A 23,875-nucleotide genomic window follows, 5' to 3' on the forward strand; every position below is an offset into this window, starting at 1 on the left:
CGATGAACTCCACATAGCGGCCCGGACCACATCGGCGACCGGAGTGCCCGCAGAACCGTCACGCCCGAGCGCGGTGCGGGTCTCCGAGATCCAGCCCGGACTCACCGAATTCAAGCGGATTCCGCGCGGCAGCCCGACCTCGTCGGGCCGTGCGCTATTCCGACCACCGGTACGCACCATTGCGTCTATCCAGAAACGCTGGTTACAGTAAGTTAGCAGGCTGCTTGCAACTGTTAGCAGAGGCCTGCGTGGCGTTACCTGACAGACAAAGGAGTCTGACCATGCCAGCTGCGAGCACCGATGGCGCGGGCGTGCCCGGCCACATGCTGGTCGACGACCGATTCACCGCCGTCGCGGCGAAATTCTTCGCGATGTTCCGGCGTAGGAGCCAGGGCGGCGGCGCGCTGGCGGTGTACCTCCACGGAGAGCCGGTCCTCGATATCTGGGCAGGGTGGGCCGATAGCGACCGGCGGTGGCGGGCCGATTCCATGGCACTGTCCTATTCGACCGGTAAGGGCGTCACCGCGACGGTAGCGCATCGGCTGATCGAGCGCGGCGTGCTCGCGTTGGACGCTCCGGTGGCGGACTACTGGCCGGAATTCGCGGCGCAGGGCAAGGGCGCCATCACGATTCGCGACGTGCTGAATCACCGCGCCGGATTGCAGCGCACCCGCGATCTGGTCGCCGATTCGGACGATCTGCTCGACCACGATGCCGTGGCCGCCGCGATGGCCGCATCCGCGCCGGATCCATTGCGGCTGTGGGCTTCCGGATATCACGGCCTGACCTTCGGCACCCTGGTCGCGGAGATCGCGCAGCGCGCCACCGGCCGCGACTTCACCGACCTCGTGCGCAGTGAACTCCGAGAGCCACTGGGCGACAACGATTTCTGGTTCGGTGTACCCGACAACCAGCGGCAGCGGCTGGCCCGGCTCTCGCCCCGTCTCGGCATCGCCAGGGTCCCGTTCGACACGCTCATCGCACCCTTCGCCTCGGTGAGGGTGATGAATTCCGCTCGCAGCGCGGTCTACGACGGTTGGGCCGATATGACCCTCGGCATGCGCCCCTACGACGCGATGATGCCCGGGTGGAACGGCGTTTTCACCGCCCGAGCCATCGCCAAGATGTACGGCGCGATCGGCAACGACGGCTTGGTCGGCCACCGCCGTCTGCTCCGTCCCGAAACCACGCACCGCATCGCGGAAATGCCGCCGAACAGCCGCTACGACTACGTGCTCGGCGCCCCACCGCATTTCGCGCTCGGCTACCACCGCGCCATCGTCGGCACCCGCCTCACCCGCCAGGCCCTCGGCCACTTCGGCATCGGCGGCTCCGGCGGTATCACCAATCCCGGCCTCGGCCTCGGCATCGGCTTCGTCACCAACCACCTGGGCAACCACGCCATGTCCCTCGGCGACGCCCGCCTCCCCTTCCTCGCCGCCCTCACCGAACGCGCCGCTCGCGCGGCCATCGGCGATCCGGCTGCCGACAGGTCGGACGGCACCTGATAGGCACCACGCGGGTGCGGGCGATCAGTCCGAATCCTCGCGCACGCCCTCAGGCTCGAGAACGGGCGCGCAGCCGCGTGCCCACAACCGGGCTCAGCGCTCGGGTGGCTTCAGGCCCAGCGAACGGATGAGGTGGCGGATTTCGTTGCGGTACAGCTTTGCCGGATCGGCGGTCTGAGAGCGCAGGTGGCCGAGGATTTCCAGGGAGACAAGGCCGTGCAGGTGGCCCCAGATGCGCAGAGCGATCGCGACCGCGGCGGGCGGTAGACCGGGGAACTCCGCCTTGACCTCCTCGACGAGTTTCGGCTCGAAGTCCGACCACTCGAAACCGTTGTCCGCGTACAGGTTTTCGGCGTGCGGCCACGCGCCTGCGGCCAAACCGGTCAAACCGGCGCACACTCGGTGTTCCGCGTCCGGGGCCGCGCCGCCCTCGGGCGGCTCGTAGTTGGGCACCGGATCGCCGTAGATGAGGCGGAACCCGGCTGGGTTCGCCAAGGCCCAATCACGAAACGCGCACCCCCACGCGAGGATTCGGCCGGAGGCATCGGTTGCGGGACGGGCATCGCGGGCCGCCTCGACCGCATCGGCGAGTTCGGAGTACACGTCGTTGATCAGCGCGGTGATCAGGTCATCGCGGGTCGGGAAGTAGCTGTAGACGGCATTCGCGGTCATGCCCATTTCGCGCGCGATCGCCCGCAGCGTGATGGCGCCCGGTCCGCCCTCGGCCATCAACCGGAGCGCGACCTGCTTGATCTCCGCTGTCGTCTCGGAGCGTCGTAACTCCCGCCTGCTCGGCGTCGCAGTGCCCACGGCGGCCACTCTACAGCGGTGTGAGAAAACTTGACATTGCGCAAATACTTCACGGCGTATAGTTTCTACACGCCGTATCAATCAGTTCGAGGAGAACCATGTTCATCGGAATCGTCGGCGCGACCGGCAATATCGGCCAGCGGGTACGCACCGAGGCCGTCGCCCGCGGCCACCACGTCACGGCGTTCACCAGGGACGCAGGCCAGATCACCACCAGCCAGCCGAACGTCACCTGGCGCAGCCTCGACATCTTCGACAGCGCGGCCATCGCCGCGGCCCTCCCGGGCATGGACGTTCTGATCAGCTGCTACCAACCGGGAAATGCGGCAGCGGATTTCGATGCCACCGTCGCGCGCTCCATCGCCGATCCGACGGTCTACGCGAGTGCCGCTCGCTCACTGATCGAAGCACTGCACACGCACCCGCGCACACGGCTGATCGTCGTCGGCGGTGCGGGGAGTCTGGAGTACGAGCCCGGCCGAGTCACCGCGGATGACGACCAACGCCTCGCCGATACCCTCGAAGGACTCGGGCTCCCCCGCGAGTACGCCGCCGCGGTTCGCGGCCACCGCGCCGCCCTCGATATCCTGCGCACCTCGAATCGGCTCTGGACCTACCTCAGCCCGGCCGAACTGATCGCCCCCGGCGAACGCACCGGCCGCTACCGCGTCGGCGGCGACCAGCCGGTCCGCGATATCGACGGCCACAGCCGCATCTCCATCGAGGACGCCGCGGTAGCGCTGCTCGACGAAGCCGAACTACCGCGATTCATCCAGCGCCGCTTCACAATCGGCTACTGATCGGATACTCCCGCACCGAACTTCGGTGCGGAAGTTCAGCTTTCACGTTTAATCTTGCGTCGACCACCAGCGATGTTGTTGCTGATGATCTGCTCGAATATCGCGAGAAGTACTGGGGCGTTGGTCTTTTCACCGTCATGGACGGCCACGGTGCGCCCGGTCCAGCTCTCGTGGCCGCCGGTGATGATGCCTTCGGGATCCGTGCCTGATAACGCACGATTTCTGCCGATCTGCTTGTCCAAGGGGTTCGGCCTCCCGCATTTCGGGCACGCGGACCGGCCGGGCAACGCTCAGGTCAGTCGCGCGGCCAGCCGCGACGCGTTCATATGGGCGATGGCTTCGATACTGACCATCGGGTTCACCCCCCGACGAGGTCGGGAATCAGGAGGCATCGGCGACAACGACATTCGGCACATCCCAGACCACGCCGTCCGGATCGGTGGCCGAATCCGCGCGCGAGCCGCCCATGCGTGCCGAACCCATATTGTGCAGCGCACCCATTGCGCAGCGGCCGGGATCGTAACCGGCACACAGGCATTCGGCGACGAAGGTGTCGTGTGAGCCCGCGGCACCCGGTTCGTAGACCGGACCCGACTGGTGCCCGGAGAAAATGCGGAGGGCACCGGCGGCTCCCAAAATCTGTGCCGCACAGGAGATTCCGGCATGCATATGCGCTTTGTCGTATCCGGACAGGCGGTAGCGGATGCCGTGGTCGCGAGTGATGACACCACGCGAAGGTGTCACAATTGGCTTCTTCCCCCACATCTATTGGTGGGGGATTCCGACCTTCACAGGTCGTGTTTCCTGCTTCACCGGCGACTGCCGCGCCGACGACTGCCGGGGTGGTCTTACACCGCCTCCACAGGCAGACACCGCCAGCCCGGCGGCCAAAATATTCCTCGCAGCGTTGACGTCACGATCATGGGTCACACCGCAACGGCACACCCATTCCCGCACATCCAACGCCATATCATCGTTCACCGACCCACACGCCGAGCAGGTCTTGCTCGACGGGAACCATCGGTCCACGGCGATCACCTGACGCCCGTACCAGGCGGCCTTGTATTCCAGCATGGAACGCAACTGCGACCACGAGGCATCGGAGATCGCACGCGCCAGACGGTGATTGCGAAGCATCCCGGCCACGTGTAGGTCCTCGATCACGATCGTTTGGTTCTCACGAACGAGCCGAGTACTCAGTGTGTGCAGATGGTCTGTGCGGCGGTCGGTGATACGAGCGTGGAGACGCGCCACCTTCCGGCGAGCCTTATCCCGGTTGACCGACCCTTTGGTCTTGCGGGCAAGGGCGCGTTGAGCTTTCACCAGTCGCGCCTGTTCTCGCCGTAGTTGTCTGGGATTGGTGATCTTCTCACCGGTCGACAACGTCAGCAGCGACGTGATCCCGGCATCCACACCAACAACGCTATCGGTGTGCGGGTGGTCGGTGACCGCGGTCTCGGTGAGCATTGAAACGAACCAGCGGCCCGCGCTGTTGCGAGACACGGTGACCGTGGACGGTTGCGCACCTTCGGGCAACTGCCGAGACCACACGATATTCAATGGCTCGGCCATCTTCGCGAGGGTGAGTTCCCCGTCACGGAAAGTGAACGCGGACCGCGTGTACTCCGCCGACGAGCGAGACCTCTTCCGCGACTTGAAACGCGGGTAACGCGCCCGCTTGTCGAAGAAGTTGGCGAACGCACGCTGCAGGTGCCGCAGCGTCTGCTGCAACGGCACCGACGACACCTCCCCCAAAAACTTCAGCTCATCGGTTTTCTTCCACGCGGTCAGCATCGCGGAAGTTTCGTTGTAGTTGACGCGACGCCGCTCGATGTACCACGCGGTAGTCCTGGCTTCCAAAGCCTTGTTGTAGACCAAGCGGACACATCCGAACGTGCGCACAAGCTCCTGCTGCTGCTCGGTCGGATAGAAGCGGCACTTGTACGCCCGCTTCACCAACCTCTCCCCCATGACTCACACACCAACAAGTCAGTTCATGAACAGTGAACAATCAGCGTCAGAATCAATTTCGGCTCCGGGATAAGACGGGGCGTGAACCTGAAGCGCTTTCCACCCACAGCGCAAACCAGACATCGCCGCGGTACAGCCATCCGATGAGGCCGAGCGTCGTGCGCTCGGCGAGAGCCGACGATATCGTCCTCCTACCCAGAGGACAGAATGACAATTAACTTACTAACGCGTGCCCAATCCGCCGACGATCAGGAAACGGCGAAAAGGATCCGGAAGGTCGCACCCGCGCCGGGCGTGCGCAACAGCTGGATCCGGGCGCCGTGCGCGCCGAGGATCGCATCGGCGATGGCGAGTCCGAGTCCCGAACCGCCGGTGCGGGAACGCGATTCCGCGGCCCGGTAGAAGCGATCGAAGATGCGTGGGGCGTTCTCCGGCGCGATGCCGGGTCCGTCGTCGTGCACATCGAGTACGGCGAATTCGGACACGTCGGGCAGTACCGCACCCGCTTCGGCGGCGACCGGATCGGTCAGCGCGGCCGCGGCTCTGATCCCGACCGTGACGGTGATCGACGCCTCGGATGGCGTATGCACCAGGGCGTTATTGACCAGATTCGTCACGACCTGCCGCAATCGATGCTCGTCACCGACCACCCGAACCGGATCATCCGAACTCTCCAGACCGATGTCCCGATCCGGGGCTCGGGTAGCGGCATCGCGCACCACTTCCATCGCGAGCACCACCAGATCGAGCTCCGCCAGATCCAGCGCCCGTTCCTGATCGGATTTGGCCAGCAGCAACAGGTCGTCGACGAGCACCCCCATCCGGATCGCCTCGCCCTCGATCCGGCTCATCATCTCGCGCACGCCCACCTCGTCGGACGCACCACCGCGCCGATACAGCTCGGCGTAGCCGCGCACGGAGGTCAGCGGGGTGCGCAGTTCGTGGGAGGCGTCGGCGATGAATGCCCGCATCCGCTGCTCGGAATCGGCGAGCTGGCGCAGTGCCGTGGACAGCCGGGTGACCATCACATTGAACGCGGTACCGAGCCGGCCGACCTCGGTATGCGGATCGGTCTGTGCGACACGGCGATCCAGATCCCCGGCGGCGATCGCCTCGGCCGTGTGCTCGATCCGGGTCAGCGGTCGCAGGCCGATGCGCACCAGGAGCGCCGCGATCACGCAGATGGCGAGCAGCAGCGTCGCCCCCGCCGCCAACTCGATCGTGCGCAGGTTGCCGGTGGTCGCCTCGGTGGTCGCCAGGGACATCGCGATCGCGACGGTGCCGCCGTCGGGCTGCCATTCGGTCGCGGGCTGCACGACGGTGCGCACCCGCCAACGGATATCGCTCTTCTGGTCGCCGACCGTGAACGCGGTATTCGGGCGGGCGCGCACCGATGCCGCGTCCATCGCGGGCAGCGCGGGCACGGTGCTCACCTGGGCCGGTGCGCCGAGCTTACCGATCTGATGCCCGCCGACATCGAAGAACATCAGTCGGAAGTCCGAAGGCAACTGCTCGTACTCCGGCGGGCCGGACGGCGGGGGCGGCGGTGGCCGCTTGGTCGAAGTCATATCGCTGGCAACGCGATTCAGCTGGTCGTCCACCCGATCGAGCAGCGCCCGATCCAACATGGTCACGCTGAGCAGCCCGAAGGCGGCCATTCCGATACCGGCGATCGCGACGAGGGCCAGCAGCAGCCGAGTGCGTAAGGTCAACCGGCGAGCCCGATTCCACACCCGGCGCCCGTTCATGACTGCGCCTCGCCGGCGCTCGGCTCCGCCATGACCGAGCGATGCCCGGCTGTGTTGATTGTTCGCTCGCTGCGCTCACTCACGGACGTCCGCCGCCGAGGCGCAGGGTGTATCCGACGCCGCGAATCGTGTGGATCAGCGGCGGATTCCGGGCATCGACCTTACGCCGGAGCTGGCTGATGAAGGTCTCCACGACCCGCCCGTCGCGCCCGGTCTCCGCACTCCACACGCGATCGATGATCTGCTGCTTGCTGACCACCTTCTCGGCATTGACCACCAGATACTGCAGCAGGCTGAATTCGGTTGCCGACAGCCAGATCTCGGTGCCCGCCCGGTATGCCGCGTGCGCATCGATGTCCAGTTCCAGGTCGGCATATTTGAGCAGCCGATCGTCGCCGGACTCGGGGCCACGCGTGCGCCGCAGGATCGCCCGCAACCGCAGCAGGACCTCCTCGATGCTGAACGGCTTGGTCACGTAGTCGTCGCCACCGGCGGCCAGCCCGGCGATCCGATCCTCGACCGCGTCCCGGGAGGTCAGGAACAGCACCGGCACCTGGCTGTCGGACTCCCGCAGCCGCCGCGCCACCGCGTAGCCGTCCAGATCCGGCAGCATCACGTCCAGCACCACGATGTCCGGTGGATGCGCCGACGCCTCGGCCAGCGCCGCGTACCCGCTCGCGGCGGTATGCACGTCGAATCCGCTCATCCGCAGCGCGGCGGAGAGCAGGTCCAGAATGTTGGGCTCGTCGTCGACCACGAGAACGGTCGCGGCCGGTGACGTGTCACGGTCGGGCACGCCTACACACTATGCCGCACCGTCCACCGGGCCGACCCGCAACATCACGCCTGTCGCTTTCGCCGGTCAGCGGCCGCGCTCGGGTGTCGGTCCGCGCCGCGCACGTGCCGGTCGACGCGCGGCCGCATTCGTGACGTCGCCGCGCCGGTCCGCGGGCACGAAGGTGATGATGTCTGCTCGCGATGTGATCATCAGCTTCTGGAAGATCGAAACCATCTGTGCGTCTATGGTCTTGAACGAATTGCCGCGACTGGCCGCGATCGCCGTATTGGTCCAGCCTGCCGCCGCCAGCGTGGCCACCTCCTGTTCGGCGGTCGACAGTTCCTGCCAGGGTGACGGGCGGTCGCGCCGGATGGGATGGTCCACCTCCAGCTTGCCCATCGACAACGTGCCCAACGCCAGCTTTGCCACCTCACCGTGCTCCGGCCGCAGCATGGCACCCTCGCGCCGAGTGGCTTCGAACAGCTGGTGTCCGAGCACATCCCGTGCGATGTCGATCGCGTTGTCGGTTTCGGTTTCGAATGGCACCAAGTTCGCTATGTTCACGCCCATGCGCTGCCGCCAAGTGGCGACTCCGCCGCCCAGTAGTGCGATTTCAGTGGCCCCCGCAAGCACCTGGTCCGAGACGGCACCGTCCGCGGTCCGCGCATCGCCCGACATGCGCGCGAGCGTCCACATCCGGATGTGCACCGCCCAGAGGGCACCCCATTGGTCACGCATCGCGACCTGATCCGCCAACGCGGAGCGACCGACGGCGAGCGCTTCTTCGGGGTCACCATGCTTGGTCAGGGCAATCGCCCACGCCAGTTCGGCCCAGGATTTCGCCCAGCGCGCCCCCGCCGCAACGGCGTTGTCGAGATGACGCCGGGCAATCTCCATGGCCTGCACCGCGGTGCCACCGAAACCGGCCGCAAGTGCCTCGAACAGTTCGCACATGGCCGCACCACCGAGATCGCCAGCAGCGGCGAACTTCTGGCGAGCGCTCCCGAGCACCGCTACCGCACGTGCGTCGCCCTGCACCAGCATCAGTTCGCAACCGCGCGTGAACTCGACGGGTGCGGGCAGACCGAGATCACGCTCGAAGGTATGGCGCCAGTTCGCTCGTGCCGCCGGATCTGTCACGCACGCGGCGACGCACTCCTCGAGCATCCGCTCGGCGTCGTCGTGCACACCCTGGCACAAGCTGATCCAGCCGATCAGGGCCATTACCGATATCTGGAGTTCGACGGGTTGTGGGTCGAGTTCACGCGTTGCCGCCAGCGTTCGCTCGGCCCACCGCCGAGACTCGCGCAGCGACCCCTTGATGAAGGGAACCCGCAATGAGATCAGGCCGACGACGATTTCCAGCCCGATCACCGATTCCCCCGGGGTGGTGAGGCTTCCGTCGATCGCGCAGAGCAGGTTGTCCCAAGCCGCCCGCGCCCAATCGAGCAGATCCTGCTCGGCAGGACTGCACCATTCGGCGCAGGCCCGCATGACTTTGTCGCGGTAGTAGCGCCGATGCCGGGCGGTCAGCCGCTCCCATTCGGCGCCCGCCGCGCGCTCGCGCAATCGCTGCTGAGCGAATACGCGGAAGCTCTCCAACAGTGAGTAACGGACCGTGTCGGAAGTCAGGTGGACCGACACCAGAGACTGATCCGCCAAACGCTCCAAGAGACCCTCGACCTCGCCCGTCGCGATGCTGACGCGTGGGTCGCCGCCGACGATGTCGAGATCGGCGCAGACACCCTCGATCGCGTCCAGTTCCGCACCGACATCGAGCACGGACGTGTCGTCTTCATCGTCGGGATCCACGTCGTAACCCGCGGCGAAGACCGACATCCGATCGAAGAGCAGGCGTTCCTGGTCCGTGCACAGGTCATAGGACCATGCGATGACATCCCGGATGCCCTGATGCCGTTCCTCGGTGCCGACGCGTGGACCTGGCGACCACCGCAGCCGCCGATCGCCTGCCTCGCCGCTGAGGTCGCGCAGAATCATGCGCAACGGTTGATGCCGTAGGCGGGCGGCGGCCAGCCGGATATAGAGCGGGTGGTTGTCCACATGCCTGCAGATCGAATCGGCCAGCGCGAGTTGATCATCGGCGATGGCACGCCCGGTGAGCTCCGCTCGCTTGCGGAACAGTCGCAGCGCCTGTTCTCGCGGCAAGGAACCGATCGGCACCAATTGCTCATCGACCCAGCCGACCGCCTCGCGACTGGTCGCCAGCACCGTCAACCCCGGCACCGCGTCGAGTAGGTCGGAGATCAATCGCCCGGCGCCGTCGAGGACGTGCTCACAATTGTCCATCACCAGGATCGTCTGCAGTCGGTGGCCCACGGCGTCGGAACGAGTGAGGGTGTCGACCAGAGCGGCCCATACCGATCGATCGGAGAAGTCGGCGTCGACGATCGCCTGCGCGACCTCGTCCTCGACCGCCGATACGTCCGCGCCGCTCGCCAACCTGGCCAGCCGGACCCAATGGACGGGAACCCGACGAGCCTTGTGGTAGCGGTGCACCGCCTCGGTGGCAAGGCGAGTCTTGCCGATTCCACCCGAACCGATCAAGGTGATCAGTCGCGCCGAATCCAGCAGCAACTCCGCGATCTTGTCCAGCTCCCGTTCGCGTCCGACGAAATCACTGGCGGCTGACGGCAGCGATCCGAGGCTCGATGAATATCGCCCGGTCATGGTGAGCACACTAGTCAGCTGGAATCTGAAACATTCGTCGTTGCACCCGATGTACGTGACCTACCTATGTCACGAAGCTGAGACCAGCGAATTCACCATCGGAAGGATTTCACGTGCGCGGAATTCAGATACTCGGCGCCGGCGAGTGTGGCCTCCCGCTGGCACTGCGGCTGCGGCACAGCGGCATCCCGGTCACCCTGGTGACCGATCGCGACGCCGCCGCGGTGCTGTCCGGCTCGGTGACCAGCACACAGGTGAAGTTCGGGCCGACGTTGGACCTCGAATCCCGAGCGGGGCTGGGTATTTGGCGCTCGACTGCGCCGCGGATCCTAGGCATCCGATTCAGCTTGGTCGTCGACCGCAACGTGGTGTCCGGGTGGGCCGGACGCTTCAGCGAACCAGCGCAAAGTGTCGACCAGCGGACGGTGTTCGCGCGCTGGCTTGCCGACTTCGCGGCTGCGGGCGGCGATCTGGAGATCGCACAACTGTCTGTGCCGCAACTGGATCGGCGGACCGCCGCATACGATCTGACTGTCGTCACTCGAGCATCGCGTGAGCTCGCCGCATACTTTCCCGCCGACCCGAGCTGGTCGGTTCCGGCCGAGCCGATGCGTCGGCTGGCGGTGCTGTACCTCGACGGGGTCGAACCCGATCCGGATGGCCTCGGAACCTACATGGCCCTTCCCGGCCACGGCGAAATCATCTCCTATCCGGGCCTGACCGGTCCTCCCGGACAGGAGAGGCGTTGCGAAATACTGCTTTTCGAGGGACTACCCGGCGGCGGACTGGATGTTTTCGGGCACACCGTCCCGGCCGAGCGGCTGCCGCGCGCAGTACAACTCTTGCAACAGTATCTGCCTGCGGCACTTGCCGATCGGTATCGCAATGCCGAATTGACCGACGGTGGCGCGACTCTGGTCGGCGCCGTACCGCCGACCGTGCGCGAGCCGATCGGCACACTGCCCTCCGGCACCCTCGTGCTGGGCGGCGGCGATGTCGTGTGCCGGATGGATCCCGGCGGTGCGCAGGGCGCCAACAGCGCCGCACACTGCGCCGCCCAGTACAGCGCGGCGATTCTGGACAATCCCACCGGCCCGTTCGACCGGGCCTGGATGACCTCGGCGGCACGGCCGTGGCTGACCGCGATCGCCCATGCCGCGGCACGCTGGACAATGGCCGTGCTCGACCCCCCACCGGCCGTGCGGGAATTGATGCTCGCCGCACAGGAGGACACCGCACTGGCCGACGCGTTCGCCGAAACCTTCGTCCGCCCAGCGAATATGGTGAAATTCGCCGCTGCCGAAACCACACCCCACTGAGCCGGTGTGGATCGCCGAATCGCGGTCAGCGCGTCGTCGATACCGGGAAGACCACGGGTAGGGCAGCAAGAGCGCGGTGGAACGGACCGGGCCGCCAGCTCAGTTCATCCACCGGCACGTCCAGCGTCAGATCGGGCAGGGCGTCGAGGAGTTGATCGATGGCATCTTGGGCGATCAGATAGGCCGCCGTTCGCGCCGGGCAGGCGTGCGGTCCGGCGCCCCATGCCAGGTGCGAACGATTGCCGAGGTACTCACCGCCGCTGATCGTTGGATCGTTATTGCAGGCGGCCATGCTGATGACGACCGGTTGGTTCGCGGGCAGCCAGATATTGCTGGACAGAATCGGTTGCCGTGGATATGTGACGCAAAAATTGGCCATCGGCGGGTCTGCGAACAACACCTCGTCGAGTGCGTCCCGGGTCGATAGGCTGCCGCCCAGCACATTTCCCGCGAACCGCTCGTCGGTGAGCATGAGCAGCAGCGTATTGACGATCAGATTCTGTTGCGGTTCGATTCCCGCGCCATACAAGATGGCGAGCTGATGAATCAACTCCGGCTCGTCGAGTCGGGTGGGATGTTCGAGTAGTCGCGTGGTGATGTCATCGCCGGGTTCGGCTCGTTTCAAGTCGATCAGGTCCAGCAATGCCTCGCTGAGCATCTTGTTGCCTTGCTCGGCGTCGACTCCATCGAATATCGCGGCAGTCGCCTGTGCGACCCGCTGGCCGATCTCCGGTGGACAGCCCAGCATCGCATTGATCGCGCCGAATGCGAGCGGCAAGGCGTAATGGCTGATCAGGTCCACCGAACCAGACGAGCTGAAGGCCTCGATCAGCGGAACGGCAATGGACTCCACGGTGGCATGCAGGGCATGGAGATCGGCCCCATCGATCGCCGCGGCGATGACCTGCCGATAGCGGGTGTGTTCGTTACCGGCACTGCGCAGTGCGTTCGGACGCCACTCGAGTATCGGCCGTACCGGACATTCCTCGGGGATCGTCTGCTGCCAGCCGCGTGGATCAGCAGGGAAATGGTCTGGATCGTTCAGGATGCGCACCGCGGTGTAGTAATCGAGCACCAGGGTCGCGGGCACTCCCGGTGCGAGTTCCACCGGCGCCATCGCGCCGTAGCGGCTACGCATCTCCCGATAGGCGGTATGTGGATCGGCGGCGAATTCCGGGGAGTACAGCGGGACGTAGTCGCCACCACCCCCGGCAGGCGATACGTGGTGCGGAACGGGACAAGTATCGGGCTCGAGTGGAGGCTGTTGCGTATTCAAAAGCGAAACTCCGAACGCTGGCCAGGTCACACAGGCAAGTGGTGGGTCGCGGTAACGATCGCGCAATAGGTATGTCCCGAACATCGGTAGAACCACGGGCATTTCGGCACCGCCGCCCAGCGAGCACCGGTCGGTCGCTACCGATGCCCGGCCGCTGCCCAACGGTGCGTCATCATTCAGTGAGCCGGGATATGTTCCATTCGGTGGGACCGACCGCGCGACAGTTGTTCGTCGTAGCCGACGGGTTCGCCCGGTCGCGCAATCGGGAGGTCGTCGCCGATGAGGACGAGTTGGGCGATGGTGAGCCGACGTACCGAGTATCCGGGATACGGATAGAGCAACAATGCTGTCGGCGTGTATCCGCCACCGTAATTCAGTGTGCGTACGGTGGCTTCCGTCGCATCGCCGGATGCGAGCCTGCCGCCGAGGTCGGCCAATCGAGCGCGATCACCGGGATGGAACACATCGACCGGCCGGAACAGGTAGTCCCACCGGACCCAAGGGGCAGGCTCAGTGAGCCAATGGGAGATGGTGGCGTGCTCGAGTTGCACGATAGCCAAATGGGTCCCGGCACGGCGGTGAGCTTCCCGCAGTCCGACGTGATCGAGAGTCGGCGCCATCGAGGGCATGGTGTCCGAGGTCACGTCTTCGATCAACCACCAGGCGCCGCGAGTACGTTCGTCATCGCGAGCCCGCATGGTGATCCGCCATTGCCCTCGTCGGGAGGACCCACTGGTCACGATCACGTCGAACTGGAGCTTCTGCCCCGGCACCGGACCGTAGAGCAGATCCAGCACCTCCACATGTCGATCGAATTTCGAAATCCGGTGGAACAATTCGGCAATAGAACGTCGCGGCACATACTCTTCGGCCTCGACACCGCACAACCGGCGGAGGCCGACGGGCTGGTGGATCATCTGCGTATCGAGTTCCCAGATCAGACCGACCGCCGGGCGCAACGGGGGGATCGGCGCCACCGCGGGACCGAGCCACAACCGCACCGCGTGCACATCGCCCGCCGGACCGAGCACCGGCCGCAGCATCAGCTTGTGCGGCCCAGCGCCGGTCGGGATCGTCAGATCCATATCCTCGCCCCGAAGGTGCACCAAGCGGATCATCCCGGTGATGTCGCGGGTCGTCAGAGTGTCATAGAGCGCCGGACTCTTCGCCAGCAATCGCTGCACAACACGGTCGCAATTGGCGAAATTGCGCGACGCTTCCCCCATCGAAGCCACCGAAGCGACCCCGGGCGCCAACGTCTCCACCGTCGCCCACGGAATCATCGCACCTCCCTCCGCCCCGACCGTTGCCTGCCAACACATGCGACTGTCTGCACGTCGGTTCAGTATTCCCAGATCGGGGAGGTGTCGGCATCGGGTGCTGCCACGTGGGCAGCCGGGTTCACTACCTAGGTGTGTGGGCGCGACGCGATGTTCCCCCGCTAACCAGCGTCGCACCTCCCCGAATACGCTTACGCGCCTAGCACAATTCGCCACTGTCCGTGGCGGAACCCCGCGATCTCATCGTGGTCGGCACTGCTCGGGATCATGAACCTCACTCTGCGCCACCGCCGAGAATCCGGTCCGCGACACGCGACGCATCAAGCGCCGCACGAGATTCCCGGTTGCCCGTCTACCGGAGCGGACCGCCGCGCAATCCGGCGACCCTCGACATCGCCGAAATTTCTCGACACCGAAACAGGCTCCGGGCAAAGCGCCGGCTATCTGCGGGTGTGGCTGCCAGCAAACTAATCCGACTACCGATCGACCTCAGCTTCGCCAGCGTCTCCTAACGCCGTCAGGATGCGATCCAACTTCCAACCGACGTCGGCGAACCGGTCATCCATTGCGGCAAGCCGGTCGTCAATCGCGGAGAGCCGATCATCAACAGCGCCGAACCGGTCATTGATCTCAGCCCTGAGACTGCCGATCTCCTCGATAACCGCGTCATGGTTGCGCGCCACCTTTGCGTCCAACGCGGCAAGGTCGGTCGGCGAACCAGCTTTCGCCTTCACCTCCGCCTGCTGCATCGTCAACGCAGCCAGAGCGTCTCGAGGTTGGTAACCCGATCCTCCAACGGTGCTGGCATTTACATCCTCTCGAACATCGCCGGACGACGATACCCAAGAAGGGAACGGGATTCCGACCCCGTTCTCATCCCTCCCCAAGCCCCATTTGCTGTTTCTGTCGGGGTGACAGGATTTGAACCTGCGACCCTCCGCTCCCAAAGCGGATGCGCTACCAAGCTGCGCTACACCCCGTGGCCTCGCGGCGAAAGACGGTGCCGACGAGGATGAATCCTGCGTGGAGCGGGTGACGGGAATCGAACCCGCACCATCAGCTTGGAAGGCTGAGGTTCTACCATTGAACTACACCCGCAGGCATACGACATCTGATGGGATCGCCACGATGTCGTGTGCGAACCGACTGTACCGAATCGGGCCTCGGATACGCCAATCAGCCCCCACCAAAGCGTCCAGCGGGGCCGATGCGCCCACGATCCGAGCCGCCGACGGTAGCCGATCGCTATCACCAATCGCATCGAGTCGGCGAGTGAGCCGGAAACGTCCCTTTTCGGCGTGCTGTCGGCGTGTCGGTCCGCGACTTCCCGGCGAACAAAATTGATGTGTAACGCCAGCGGCCCGACAGCGATGACATACCCGATCGCCATTCGCGAGGGACCGATAACTCGTTATAAAACGGCGTTTTTCAGTGCCGAGTGGCTTGCTAGGATCCTTTTTGCCGGACGGGGGTATCTGGAAAGGGGGCGGTGAGCGTGCACCAAGCGAGGTGGACACAACCGCGTAGCAGTGGGAACGATCGGGGTGACGCCGGCACCTGCGTGGGAACAGGGCACCCGGGTACCGACATCACCCGTGGCGGGTGAGTGCGATGTCTGCGGATATCGAGCCACCCGTAGCGCAGATGGCAGGCGCGTGGGCGCGTGCGGTCTGCGCGGAACCGGGATCACACGCGTCACCACAACAGTTGCAGCCGGTATTGGTCGAGATCATCGAGCGGCTGCTGTTGCTGGCCAGGTCCGAGCCCTTCCCGGTGCCCGAGGCTCGGAACTTGGGGGCGCGACTGGTCGAAGCGCCGTTCGAACGGACCAGAATGCTGGCCCAGGCCACCCGCTGGCTGCTCGGCTTCCCGGCGGGGGCGCCCGGGTCGCTGGTCGCCACGCGCTGGCCGCTGGTCGCCAGCCAGGCCATCGACAGCTATGCCCAGGCGCTGCAGGAGCGGGCGCTGGCCCAGCAGGAGCAACACATTTCGGCCGCGGTGTCGTTGCGGGTGCAGGAGATCGCCGCGCTACAGCATCGGCTGCGGCACGAGGCAACCCATGACGCGCTCACCGATCTGGCCAACCGGACGCTGCTGCAGGACAAGGTGCGGCTGATGGCGGCCGATCCGAACCGCGGCGTGGGTCTGCTGCTGATCGACCTGGACCGGTTCAAGCAGATCAACGACAACTACGGACATGCCGTCGGCGACGAGGTGCTCGTCGAGCTGGCCCGCAGGCTGCGCGAGATCTGCCCGCCGGATACGGTCATCTGCCGCTACGGCGGTGACGAATTCGTGCTCGCCACCAACCCGCTGCACAACACGCTCGGCGAAATCGCGCATCGGATCGTGGCCGCGCTGCGGGATCCGGTGTGGTCGACGGCCGGTCCGGTGCCGGTCTCGGCCAGTGTCGGCACCGCATACTGTCCGCCGGGCGACTCCTGCGATTTCACCGATCTGCTGCGTCGCGCCGATCGCGCGATGTATTCGGCGAAGACCGCGGGTGGACGCCGCTTCGCCCTCGCCGACACCGATAAACCCGAAATCAAGGCCGTCGCAGGCTGATCCGATACAGGCCCTCTGGTCACCCCCGGAGGGCCTGTCCAGTCAGCTGACCGGGTGCAGGAAACCCTGTACAAGCGATACGAGTTCGGCGGGCTTCTCGAAGAACACCACATGGCCGCTGTCGATTTCGGCGTAGCGGCTGTTCGGGATCGCTGCGTGCAGGTCACGGGCGTGGGTGACCGGGACCAACTGGTCCTGGGTGCAGCCGATCACCAATGTCGGTGCGGCGATACGGCTCAGCTCGTCCCGGATGTCCACTGCGAGGTTCACCTCGATCTGCCGCAGCGTTCCTGGCTCGGGTTTCGTGGCGCGCAATTGGGCCAGACCCGCGTGGCCGAGCCCGCTCAGGAATGCCGGGCTGAACGCCAGCAACGGACCGAATGCGGAGGCCATTTCGGGTCCGGCCTCCAGCGACGCCGCCCAGCCGTGCAGGGTGAGCAACTGCCGTGGATCCTCCGTCACCGACCAACCGGCCACCAGGACGAGTCTGCGCACCAGGTCGGGACGCCGTCCGGCGACTGCTGCCGCGACGACCGCGCCGAGGGAGAAGCCCACCAGGTCGACCGGGCCGGTCGATGCATCCCCGATGGTCGCGATGATCTGCGCGACCAGCAGATCCAGGGTCAGTCGGCCGTCGGGTGCGGTGGTTTCGCCGCTGCCCGCATAGTTCGGTGCGACAACGGTGTGGCGGTCGGTGAACTCGGAGATGAGGTGTCCGAAATTGGACTCGGCACTCATGCTGGTGCCGTGGACGAGGACCAATCCTGGTCCGGCACCGGACACGGTGTAGTGGACATCGGTATCGGAGACACGGACGACGGGCATAGCGGGAACCTTTCGATCAGGGGATCAGATATCCAGGACCAGGCGCGGGGTGTGGGCGCGCGAGCGGCAGATCATCATCACGTCGGTGTCCTGCGCGGTGAGGATGCTGTCGCGATGGTCGGGGATGCCGTCCAGGACAACGGTTTCGCAGGTACCGCAGGTGCCTTCGCGGCACGAGGACAAGACCGCGATACCGGCGCCTTCGATGGCGTCGAGGACGGAGGTGTTCGCCGGGATGTGCACGGTGACACCGGATTGCGCGCATTCGACGTCGAAGGCGGAATCGGCAGTCACTTCGGTCGGCTTCGGTGCGAACCGCTCGAGGTGCAGGGCGTCGGCGGGCCAGGTTACCGCGCAGCGGCTTTCGACGGCGGCCAGCAGCGACTCCGGACCGCAGCAGTACACCAGCGTGCCCCGGTCCGGCGTGGCGAGGATGGCGTCGAGATCGAGCGGACCGGTCTCGCTCTGCGGACACACCTCGATCGGCCCGAGCGCCGACAGTTCGGATAAGTAGGCCATGCTCGCGCGGGTGCGGCCGCCGTAGTGCAGGCTCCACTCGCCGCCGCGACCCGCGACGGTGCGGATCATCGGCAGCAGCGGTGTGATGCCGACGCCACCGGCGATGAACAGATAGCGTTCCGCGTCCCGGAGCGGGAAGTTGTTGCGGGGACCTTGGATTCGCAGATGATCGCCCACTGTCAGCTGGTCGTGGACGTAGGCCGATCCACCGCGGCTGCTCGGCGCACGCAGGACCGCGACCGTCAATCGGTCGTGGTCGTCGGGATCGCCGCACAACGAGTACTGGCGCACCAGGCCCGGGCGCAGGATCAGGTCGATGTGGGCGCCCGGCTGCCATTTCGGGGTGTGGCCGTCGGTCACGGCGAGGGTGAGTTCGACGATGCCGTCGGCGACGGTGCGGCGGTCGGTGACGGTGACGGTGAATTCCGGCTCGGCGGTCATACTCCGGCTCCGATCAGGACCGCGGGCCGCGGATCGGGCGCGCGGTCGTGGTGACCGTCCGGGTGGGCGAGCAACCACTGCCAGATCTCGATCGGGTCATCGGCGATCCGGGTTGCGCCGCAATGGCATCGGCCGAGCAGCTGATCGCTGCCCGGAAACCACTGCACGCGGTGGCAGGCAGCCGCGGTCATGCTCGGGTCGCTTCGGTCCGGGTGAGCTCGGCGATCAACCGACGTGCCGCCAGCGCGCCGGTGTCGATATTGATCGACAGCTCCTGGTAGGTCCCCCCGGCGCGTTCCTCCGCGGCGATGACCTCCTCGACCAGGTTCAGCGCCACCACGTCCTGCATGACCACGGTGTGATTGCTCTTGTGCAGGTAGTCGGTCACGTCCTGGTCGTCGATCGCGAAATCCCTTGCCACCATCCAGAAGTCGTGTACCGAATGCTCGGTTTCCGGAGTGAGGGCGTACACGATTTCGGTGTGGAACGCGCCGGGATCGGTGTCGGCACCGCGTCCGGGCAGGTAGCCCTCGGGCGGATAGTCGCCCTGCGGCGCGACGCGGCTGTGCAGCCGGTACAGGCACGGTGGCTGGAACTCGATGTCCTGCCAGCGGGTGATGCGCCCGGTGATGCCGGTCGAATTGGCATAGAACGGTGGGCATTCGGCATCGTCCATATGCCTGCTCACCCGCACCACACCGGCTGCCTGGTCGACCTCGGTGGTGATCGGCGTCTCCGCGACCTCTGGGGTGCCGATATAGCCGCCGTGCAAATAGGTTTCGTGGGACAGGTCCATCAGATTGTCCATCAGCAGCGCATGCCTGGCCCGGATGGTCTCCAGGCCTCGGATGGTGGTCCAGCCGTCCTGTACCAGCCACGGTGCGCGCGGGATCGCGGCCGGGTCGGCCGATTCGCGGTCGCCGATCCACACCCAGACGAACGAGTCCTGTTCCACCACAGGGTAAGAGGCAACGCGGGCGCTGCGGGGAATGCGGGTCTGCGCGGGTACCGCGACACAGGCGCCGGTGCGGTCGTAGGTGAAACCGTGGTAACCGCAGACGACACGGTCACCGACCAGCCGCGACTGCGACAGCGGGTAGCGGCGGTGGATGCAGCGGTCCGACAGCGCCGCCACCACGCCGTCCTCGGTCCGGTAGAACACCAGTGGCTCGTTGCAGATGGTCCGCGCGAACAGGTCGCGGCCGATCTCCTGGCTGTAGGCGGCCACATACCACTGGTTGCGGGCAATTGCGGTTGTCGGGCTCATCGGAATGCTCCTGAAATGTGGGCTGTGCGGTCCATCGTGTGGGCCGCCGATGCGTGAGCCAAGACACACTTCCGTCGAACGGAAGTCAGCGCCCGCTACCCAACTGCCTGGTGATGCCGTGCGCTGCGGTGCGCACCGCAGGAGCCCACATGGCCCGGCGGGAGTCGCCAGCCGGTACGACGATCGACAGCGCCGCCGCGACCTGACCGTCCGAACCGAAAATCGGCGCGGCGACGGAATATCCGTCGAGGGTCACCTGTCCGTCGCTGATCGCGACCCCGGTGCGGCGCACTTCGGCCAATGCGCGCCGCAGCACCTCGGGCGTGCTGATCGTCTTCGTGGTGAATACCGCCAGCGGCCGGTCGGCGATCTTGTCCACGATCTCGGCGGGGGCGTAGGCCAGGATGGCCAGCCCGACGCCGGTTGCGTGCATCGGCCAGCGCGCACCCACTCGGGTGCGCACGAATACCGCGTCGCGGCCCGCCAGGAATTCGACATAGACCACTTCGGTGCCGTCGCGGACAGCCAGCTGCACGTTCTGGTGCGTCGCCTCGTACAGGTCCTCCATGAACGGCAGCGCGACATCACGGATTGGCCTGGCGCGCGGGCAATAGGAGGCGATCTCCACCATGCGCAAACCGATCTGGTACCCGCCGCTCGCGGCCCGATCCAGCGCACCCCACTGCACGAGATCGACAACGTGGCGATAGACCGTTGTCTGCGGAAGACCGGTGCGCTCGGCCAACTCCGACAGCTTCAACACCGGGTGGGCGTTGTCGAACGCCTCCAGCAGCACCAGTGCGCGGGCCAGCACCGACGACTGGGTCATCGCCGAAGCCTGTCAGGACAGCGCATGCCAGGCTCGGACCAGCGCCGAGCGGAAATCATCCGCCTGCTCGGCCGTCATAGCACTGATCATCTGCTGTTCCACCGCGTCGACCTCGTCGGCGACATCGGCGAGCAACCCCCGTCCCGCCTCGGTGAGATGGATCAGCAGCTCGCGCCGGTTGCGTGAGTTGCGTTCGCGCGCAATGAGTCCGCGACTCTCCAGAGCGCGGACCACATCGGCGACGGACTGAGCCGTGACGAACGAATCCCGCGCCAGCTGCGCGGCCGGTAAGCCGTCGTGCCGTTCGAGCACGGTCAGCGCGGTGTACTGCAATGTGGTGATCCCGACCGGACGCAGCAGCTCGTCCAGGCGCGCCCGCACCGCCAGCTCGACCCTTTTGACCGCGTACAGCAGCGAGGTCTGACTACGCGGCAGTCGGCTTACGGTCGGCTTCGCCTCCGAGATGGTCACCAGCACTCTCCTCACCTCGTCGCGGGCGCCGAACCGGGATGTTCGGCGAAATCGAGAATAGACCATTGACAGGAATCCTGTCAGTGGCGAATAGTGGCTGACATCACTAAAACCATCAGGTTTCCTGTTGATGAGAGCAGACGCATCTCGGCCGAGCGGCCGGAGTCGTCGGGACGGGACCGAGCAAGCATGAGCACGAACGACAACGTCGACGGACAGCTGTTCATCGACGGCAAATGGCGGAACTCCGCATCCGGTGGCCGCAGCGATGTGGTGGACCCGTCGACCGGCCGCGTCATCGGCACCGTCGCCGAGGCCGACCGCAGCGACGTCGACGACGCGGTCGCCGCCGCGCGGGCGGCGTTCACCGGTGCCGAATGGTCCGGTCGCAGCGGCCGGGAACGAGCGCGCATCCTGCTCCGGATCGCCGAGCTGGTGCGCGAGAACGCCGATGAGCTCGTCCGGCTGGAAAGCCTCGACGTCGGCAAGCCGGTCACCCTGTGCCGATCGGTGGACGTCTCGACCACCATCGAACAGTACGAGTACTGCGCCGCGCTGGCCCAGACCATCGACGGCGCCACCCGCCGCACGCCGCTACCCGCGTTCGCGTACACCCGCCGCGATCCACTCGGCGTGGTCGCCGCCATCACGCCGTTCAACTTTCCGCTGATCCTGTCGAGCTCCAAGATCGCGCCCGCGCTCGCCGCGGGCAATGTGGTCGTCCACAAGCCCGCCGAAGAAACGCCGCTCAGCGCACTCTTCATGGCGACGCTGTTCGAACGCGCCGGTGTGCCGCAGGGTGTGGTCAACGTCGTCACCGGCTCCGGTCCGGTGGTGGGTGCGGCGCTGCTCGAGCATCCGGGCGTGGACAAGATCGCGTTCACCGGATCGACCGAGATCGGTCGGCGAGCGGCGAGCGTGGCCGGTGCGGCGTTGAAGCCGGTGACCATGGAACTCGGCGGCAATGCCGCGCAGATCGTGTTCGCCGACGCCGATATCGACAAGGCCATCGGCGCGATCATCAAGGGGTTCGTTTTCAATACCGGGCAGTTCTGCATGGGCGGTCCCCGGCTGCTGGTCGCTCGGCCGCTCTACGAGACCGTCGTCGGCATCCTCGCCGAAGCCGTCGCAGGTGTACGCGTCGGTGACCCTCGCGACCCGGCGACCGTGGTCGGACCGATGGCCGCGGAACGGCACGTCGCGAAGGTCGAAGAATATGTCGCGCTGGCCCGCCGGGAGGGCGGCCGGGTGGTGTGCGGTGGTGCACGCCTGGATCTGGACGGCGGCTATTACTACCGGCCCACCGTGATCGCGGACCTCGCCGACGACTCCCGCGTAGTGCAGGAGGAGATCTTCGGACCGGTACTCACGGTGCAGGCCTTCGATACCGAAGACCAAGCGATCGCGCTGGCCAACGGCACGCGCTACGGACTCGCGTCCGGCCTGCACACCACCGATCTCGCCCGCGCACACCGCGTCGCCGACAAATTGCAGGCCGGAATCGTCTGGGTCAACGACTGGGCGATGCTCGACCCGGCCATGCCGTTCGGCGGTGTCAAGGACTCCGGCTTCGGACGCGAGTACGGACCCGAGGCCCTCGCGTCCTACACCAAGGTCAAATCCGTTGTCATCGCACTCGATTGAATCCGCAAGGACACCTACCATGACCACATCCACCTGGGCAGCCGTCGTCGAATCCGGCGGTGCGCCGTTCACCCTCTCCGCGATCGAACTCGATGAACCACGACCGCACGAGGCGATCGTGCGCATGGTCGCGGCCGGTGTCTGCCACACCGACCTCGGTGTCGCCAGCGGCGGACTGCCGTTTCCGCTGCCCGGCGTCCTCGGTCACGAAGGTGCGGGCATCGTCGAACGCGTCGGATCCGAAGTCACCGGTGTCGTACCCGGTGATCACGTACTGCTGTCGTTCACCTCGTGCGGAGCGTGCGCGAACTGCCGTGACGGCCACCCGGCCTATTGCGCAACCTGGTTGCCGCTCAACCTGATCGGCGGTGCGCGAGCCGATGACAGCCACACCATCACCCGCGGCAACGCGCCTTTGGGCGGGCACTTCTTCGGGCAGTCGTCGTTCAGCCGACTCGCGCTGGTCGACGAGCGCAGCATGATCGTCGTCGACCCCGATGTGCCGCTGGAATCGATTGCCCCGCTCGGGTGCGGAGTCCAGACCGGTGTCGGCGCGATATGGAATGTCGTACGGCCGCGGCCGGGATCGAGCGTCGTCGTACTCGGCGCCGGCGCGGTCGGAATGTCCGCGATTATGGCGGCCACGCTGTCACCGGCCACGACGATCATCGCCGTCGACAAGATCGCCGAACGTCTCGAACTGGCCTGGGAACTCGGCGCCACGCACATCATCGATGCGACGACCACCGATATCGCCACCGCGATCACCGAAATCACCGGTGGCGCCGACGCCGTCGTGGAAACCACCGGCAGCACCGCCGTGCTGCGCACCGGCGCGGATGTCCTCGCCGCGCGCGGCACGCTGGTCGTCGTCGGCGCGCCACCGTTCGGCGCCGAGGTGGCGCTCGACGTCAATGCGATGCTGCCGGGCCGCAAGGTCGTCGGACTGACCCTGGGCGATCACGAAACCCGCACCGCCATACCGGCTTTGGTCTCGCTGATGCAAAGCGGGCGGCTCCCGATCGACAAGCTGATCACCCGGTATCGATTCGACGATATCGGCCAGGCCGTTGCGGATATGACCTCGGGCAAGGCGATCAAACCCGTCCTCATCTTCTGATCCCTCTTTCGAAAGG

The 23,875-nt window shown here is 66.0% G+C and carries 22 protein-coding genes and 2 tRNA genes; 6 read left to right on the forward strand and 18 right to left on the reverse strand.

Features of this window, described 5'->3' with window-relative positions:
- The first annotated feature begins 281 nt into the window (after nucleotides 1-281).
- On the forward strand, nucleotides 282-1,508 hold the full coding sequence (locus ACQPZ2_RS36135; protein ID WP_433522509.1) for a serine hydrolase domain-containing protein: 1,227 nt from the start codon (nucleotides 282-284) through the stop codon (nucleotides 1,506-1,508).
- Nucleotides 1,509-1,601: 93 nt separating this feature from the next.
- On the opposite strand, the gene ACQPZ2_RS36140 is transcribed toward ACQPZ2_RS36135, so the two are convergent.
- Nucleotides 1,602-2,318 (reverse strand): TetR/AcrR family transcriptional regulator, encoded by a 717-nt coding sequence (locus ACQPZ2_RS36140; protein ID WP_433522510.1) that lies wholly within the window; start codon nucleotides 2,316-2,318, stop codon nucleotides 1,602-1,604.
- Between the two features lie 98 nt (nucleotides 2,319-2,416).
- Between ACQPZ2_RS36140 and ACQPZ2_RS36145 the strand changes: the two genes are divergently transcribed.
- Nucleotides 2,417-3,118, forward strand: coding sequence for an NAD(P)-dependent oxidoreductase (locus ACQPZ2_RS36145; protein ID WP_433522511.1), 702 nt, complete (start codon nucleotides 2,417-2,419; stop codon nucleotides 3,116-3,118).
- Between the two features lie 35 nt (nucleotides 3,119-3,153).
- Here the strand turns inward: ACQPZ2_RS36145 and ACQPZ2_RS36150 are convergent, their stop codons facing one another.
- From ACQPZ2_RS36150 to ACQPZ2_RS36175, 6 genes are all read right to left on the reverse strand, one after another.
- On the reverse strand, nucleotides 3,154-3,360 hold the full coding sequence (locus tag ACQPZ2_RS36150; RefSeq protein WP_433522512.1) for a hypothetical protein: 207 nt from the start codon (nucleotides 3,358-3,360) through the stop codon (nucleotides 3,154-3,156).
- 139 nt (nucleotides 3,361-3,499) lie between these two features.
- Nucleotides 3,500-3,862, reverse strand: a complete 363-nt coding sequence (locus tag ACQPZ2_RS36155) for a GMC oxidoreductase (protein ID WP_433522513.1) — start codon at nucleotides 3,860-3,862, stop codon at nucleotides 3,500-3,502.
- 21 nt (nucleotides 3,863-3,883) lie between these two features.
- A complete protein-coding gene (locus ACQPZ2_RS36160; RefSeq protein ID WP_433522514.1) occupies nucleotides 3,884-5,089 on the reverse strand; it encodes an RNA-guided endonuclease InsQ/TnpB family protein in 1,206 nt (401 codons plus the stop codon).
- Nucleotides 5,090-5,337: 248 nt separating this feature from the next.
- A complete protein-coding gene (locus tag ACQPZ2_RS36165) occupies nucleotides 5,338-6,837 on the reverse strand; it encodes an ATP-binding protein (protein WP_433522515.1) in 1,500 nt (499 codons plus the stop codon).
- 79 nt (nucleotides 6,838-6,916) lie between these two features.
- Nucleotides 6,917-7,633, reverse strand: coding sequence for a response regulator transcription factor (locus ACQPZ2_RS36170; protein WP_063044666.1), 717 nt, complete (start codon nucleotides 7,631-7,633; stop codon nucleotides 6,917-6,919).
- Nucleotides 7,634-7,699: 66 nt separating this feature from the next.
- A complete protein-coding gene (locus tag ACQPZ2_RS36175) occupies nucleotides 7,700-10,303 on the reverse strand; it encodes a LuxR C-terminal-related transcriptional regulator (protein WP_433522516.1) in 2,604 nt (867 codons plus the stop codon).
- A 113-nt stretch (nucleotides 10,304-10,416) separates the two neighbouring features.
- On the opposite strand from ACQPZ2_RS36175, the gene ACQPZ2_RS36180 reads away from it, so the two are divergent.
- On the forward strand, nucleotides 10,417-11,622 hold the full coding sequence (locus ACQPZ2_RS36180; RefSeq protein WP_433522517.1) for a styrene monooxygenase/indole monooxygenase family protein: 1,206 nt from the start codon (nucleotides 10,417-10,419) through the stop codon (nucleotides 11,620-11,622).
- A gap of 25 nt (nucleotides 11,623-11,647) precedes the next feature.
- On the opposite strand, the gene ACQPZ2_RS36185 is transcribed toward ACQPZ2_RS36180, so the two are convergent.
- The 5 genes from ACQPZ2_RS36185 to ACQPZ2_RS36205 all read right to left on the reverse strand — a co-directional run bounded on the left by ACQPZ2_RS36185 (nucleotide 11,648) and on the right by ACQPZ2_RS36205 (nucleotide 15,276).
- A complete protein-coding gene (locus ACQPZ2_RS36185) occupies nucleotides 11,648-12,898 on the reverse strand; it encodes a cytochrome P450 (RefSeq protein ID WP_433522518.1) in 1,251 nt (416 codons plus the stop codon).
- A 176-nt stretch (nucleotides 12,899-13,074) separates the two neighbouring features.
- Entirely contained in the window at nucleotides 13,075-14,181 is a 1,107-nt protein-coding gene (locus tag ACQPZ2_RS36190) for a GAF domain-containing protein (protein ID WP_433522519.1), read from the reverse strand.
- A gap of 473 nt (nucleotides 14,182-14,654) precedes the next feature.
- Nucleotides 14,655-14,933 (reverse strand): hypothetical protein, encoded by a 279-nt coding sequence (locus ACQPZ2_RS36195; protein WP_433522520.1) that lies wholly within the window; start codon nucleotides 14,931-14,933, stop codon nucleotides 14,655-14,657.
- A 151-nt stretch (nucleotides 14,934-15,084) separates the two neighbouring features.
- Nucleotides 15,085-15,158: transfer RNA gene (locus ACQPZ2_RS36200), tRNA-Pro, on the reverse strand.
- A 44-nt stretch (nucleotides 15,159-15,202) separates the two neighbouring features.
- Nucleotides 15,203-15,276 (reverse strand) — tRNA-Gly (locus tag ACQPZ2_RS36205).
- A 513-nt stretch (nucleotides 15,277-15,789) separates the two neighbouring features.
- Here ACQPZ2_RS36205 and ACQPZ2_RS36210 point away from each other — a divergent pair.
- Nucleotides 15,790-16,743 carry a diguanylate cyclase domain-containing protein gene (locus ACQPZ2_RS36210; protein ID WP_433522521.1) on the forward strand — a complete coding sequence of 318 codons (954 nt, stop codon included), beginning with the start codon at nucleotides 15,790-15,792 and terminating at the stop codon, nucleotides 16,741-16,743.
- Nucleotides 16,744-16,785: 42 nt separating this feature from the next.
- Here ACQPZ2_RS36210 and ACQPZ2_RS36215 read toward each other — a convergent pair whose 3' ends face one another.
- The 6 genes from ACQPZ2_RS36215 to ACQPZ2_RS36240 all read right to left on the reverse strand — a co-directional run bounded on the left by ACQPZ2_RS36215 (nucleotide 16,786) and on the right by ACQPZ2_RS36240 (nucleotide 21,095).
- Nucleotides 16,786-17,568: an alpha/beta fold hydrolase gene (locus tag ACQPZ2_RS36215; RefSeq protein ID WP_433522522.1), complete on the reverse strand. Its 783-nt coding sequence runs from the start codon at nucleotides 17,566-17,568 to the stop codon at nucleotides 16,786-16,788.
- Between the two features lie 24 nt (nucleotides 17,569-17,592).
- Entirely contained in the window at nucleotides 17,593-18,528 is a 936-nt protein-coding gene (locus ACQPZ2_RS36220; protein WP_433522523.1) for a PDR/VanB family oxidoreductase, read from the reverse strand.
- Nucleotides 18,525-18,719, reverse strand: coding sequence for a hypothetical protein (locus ACQPZ2_RS36225; RefSeq protein WP_433522524.1), 195 nt, complete (start codon nucleotides 18,717-18,719; stop codon nucleotides 18,525-18,527). The genes ACQPZ2_RS36220 and ACQPZ2_RS36225 overlap by 4 nt, the downstream gene beginning before the upstream one ends.
- Nucleotides 18,716-19,795: a Rieske 2Fe-2S domain-containing protein gene (locus ACQPZ2_RS36230; RefSeq protein WP_433522525.1), complete on the reverse strand. Its 1,080-nt coding sequence runs from the start codon at nucleotides 19,793-19,795 to the stop codon at nucleotides 18,716-18,718. The genes ACQPZ2_RS36225 and ACQPZ2_RS36230 overlap by 4 nt, the downstream gene beginning before the upstream one ends.
- Before the next feature lie 85 nt (nucleotides 19,796-19,880).
- Complete coding sequence (locus ACQPZ2_RS36235) at nucleotides 19,881-20,624, reverse strand: IclR family transcriptional regulator (RefSeq protein ID WP_433522526.1); 744 nt, start codon at nucleotides 20,622-20,624, stop codon at nucleotides 19,881-19,883.
- A gap of 12 nt (nucleotides 20,625-20,636) precedes the next feature.
- Entirely contained in the window at nucleotides 20,637-21,095 is a 459-nt protein-coding gene (locus ACQPZ2_RS36240; protein ID WP_433522527.1) for a MarR family winged helix-turn-helix transcriptional regulator, read from the reverse strand.
- A gap of 189 nt (nucleotides 21,096-21,284) precedes the next feature.
- Between ACQPZ2_RS36240 and ACQPZ2_RS36245 the strand changes: the two genes are divergently transcribed.
- On the forward strand, nucleotides 21,285-22,739 hold the full coding sequence (locus ACQPZ2_RS36245; RefSeq protein WP_433522528.1) for an aldehyde dehydrogenase family protein: 1,455 nt from the start codon (nucleotides 21,285-21,287) through the stop codon (nucleotides 22,737-22,739).
- A gap of 19 nt (nucleotides 22,740-22,758) precedes the next feature.
- Nucleotides 22,759-23,859: an NAD(P)-dependent alcohol dehydrogenase gene (locus ACQPZ2_RS36250; RefSeq protein WP_433522529.1), complete on the forward strand. Its 1,101-nt coding sequence runs from the start codon at nucleotides 22,759-22,761 to the stop codon at nucleotides 23,857-23,859.
- Nucleotides 23,860-23,875: the final 16 nt, after the last annotated feature.

The sequence above is a fragment of the Nocardia pseudovaccinii genome, from assembly GCF_050942345.1.
GTDB lineage: Bacteria > Actinomycetota > Actinomycetes > Mycobacteriales > Mycobacteriaceae > Nocardia > Nocardia pseudovaccinii.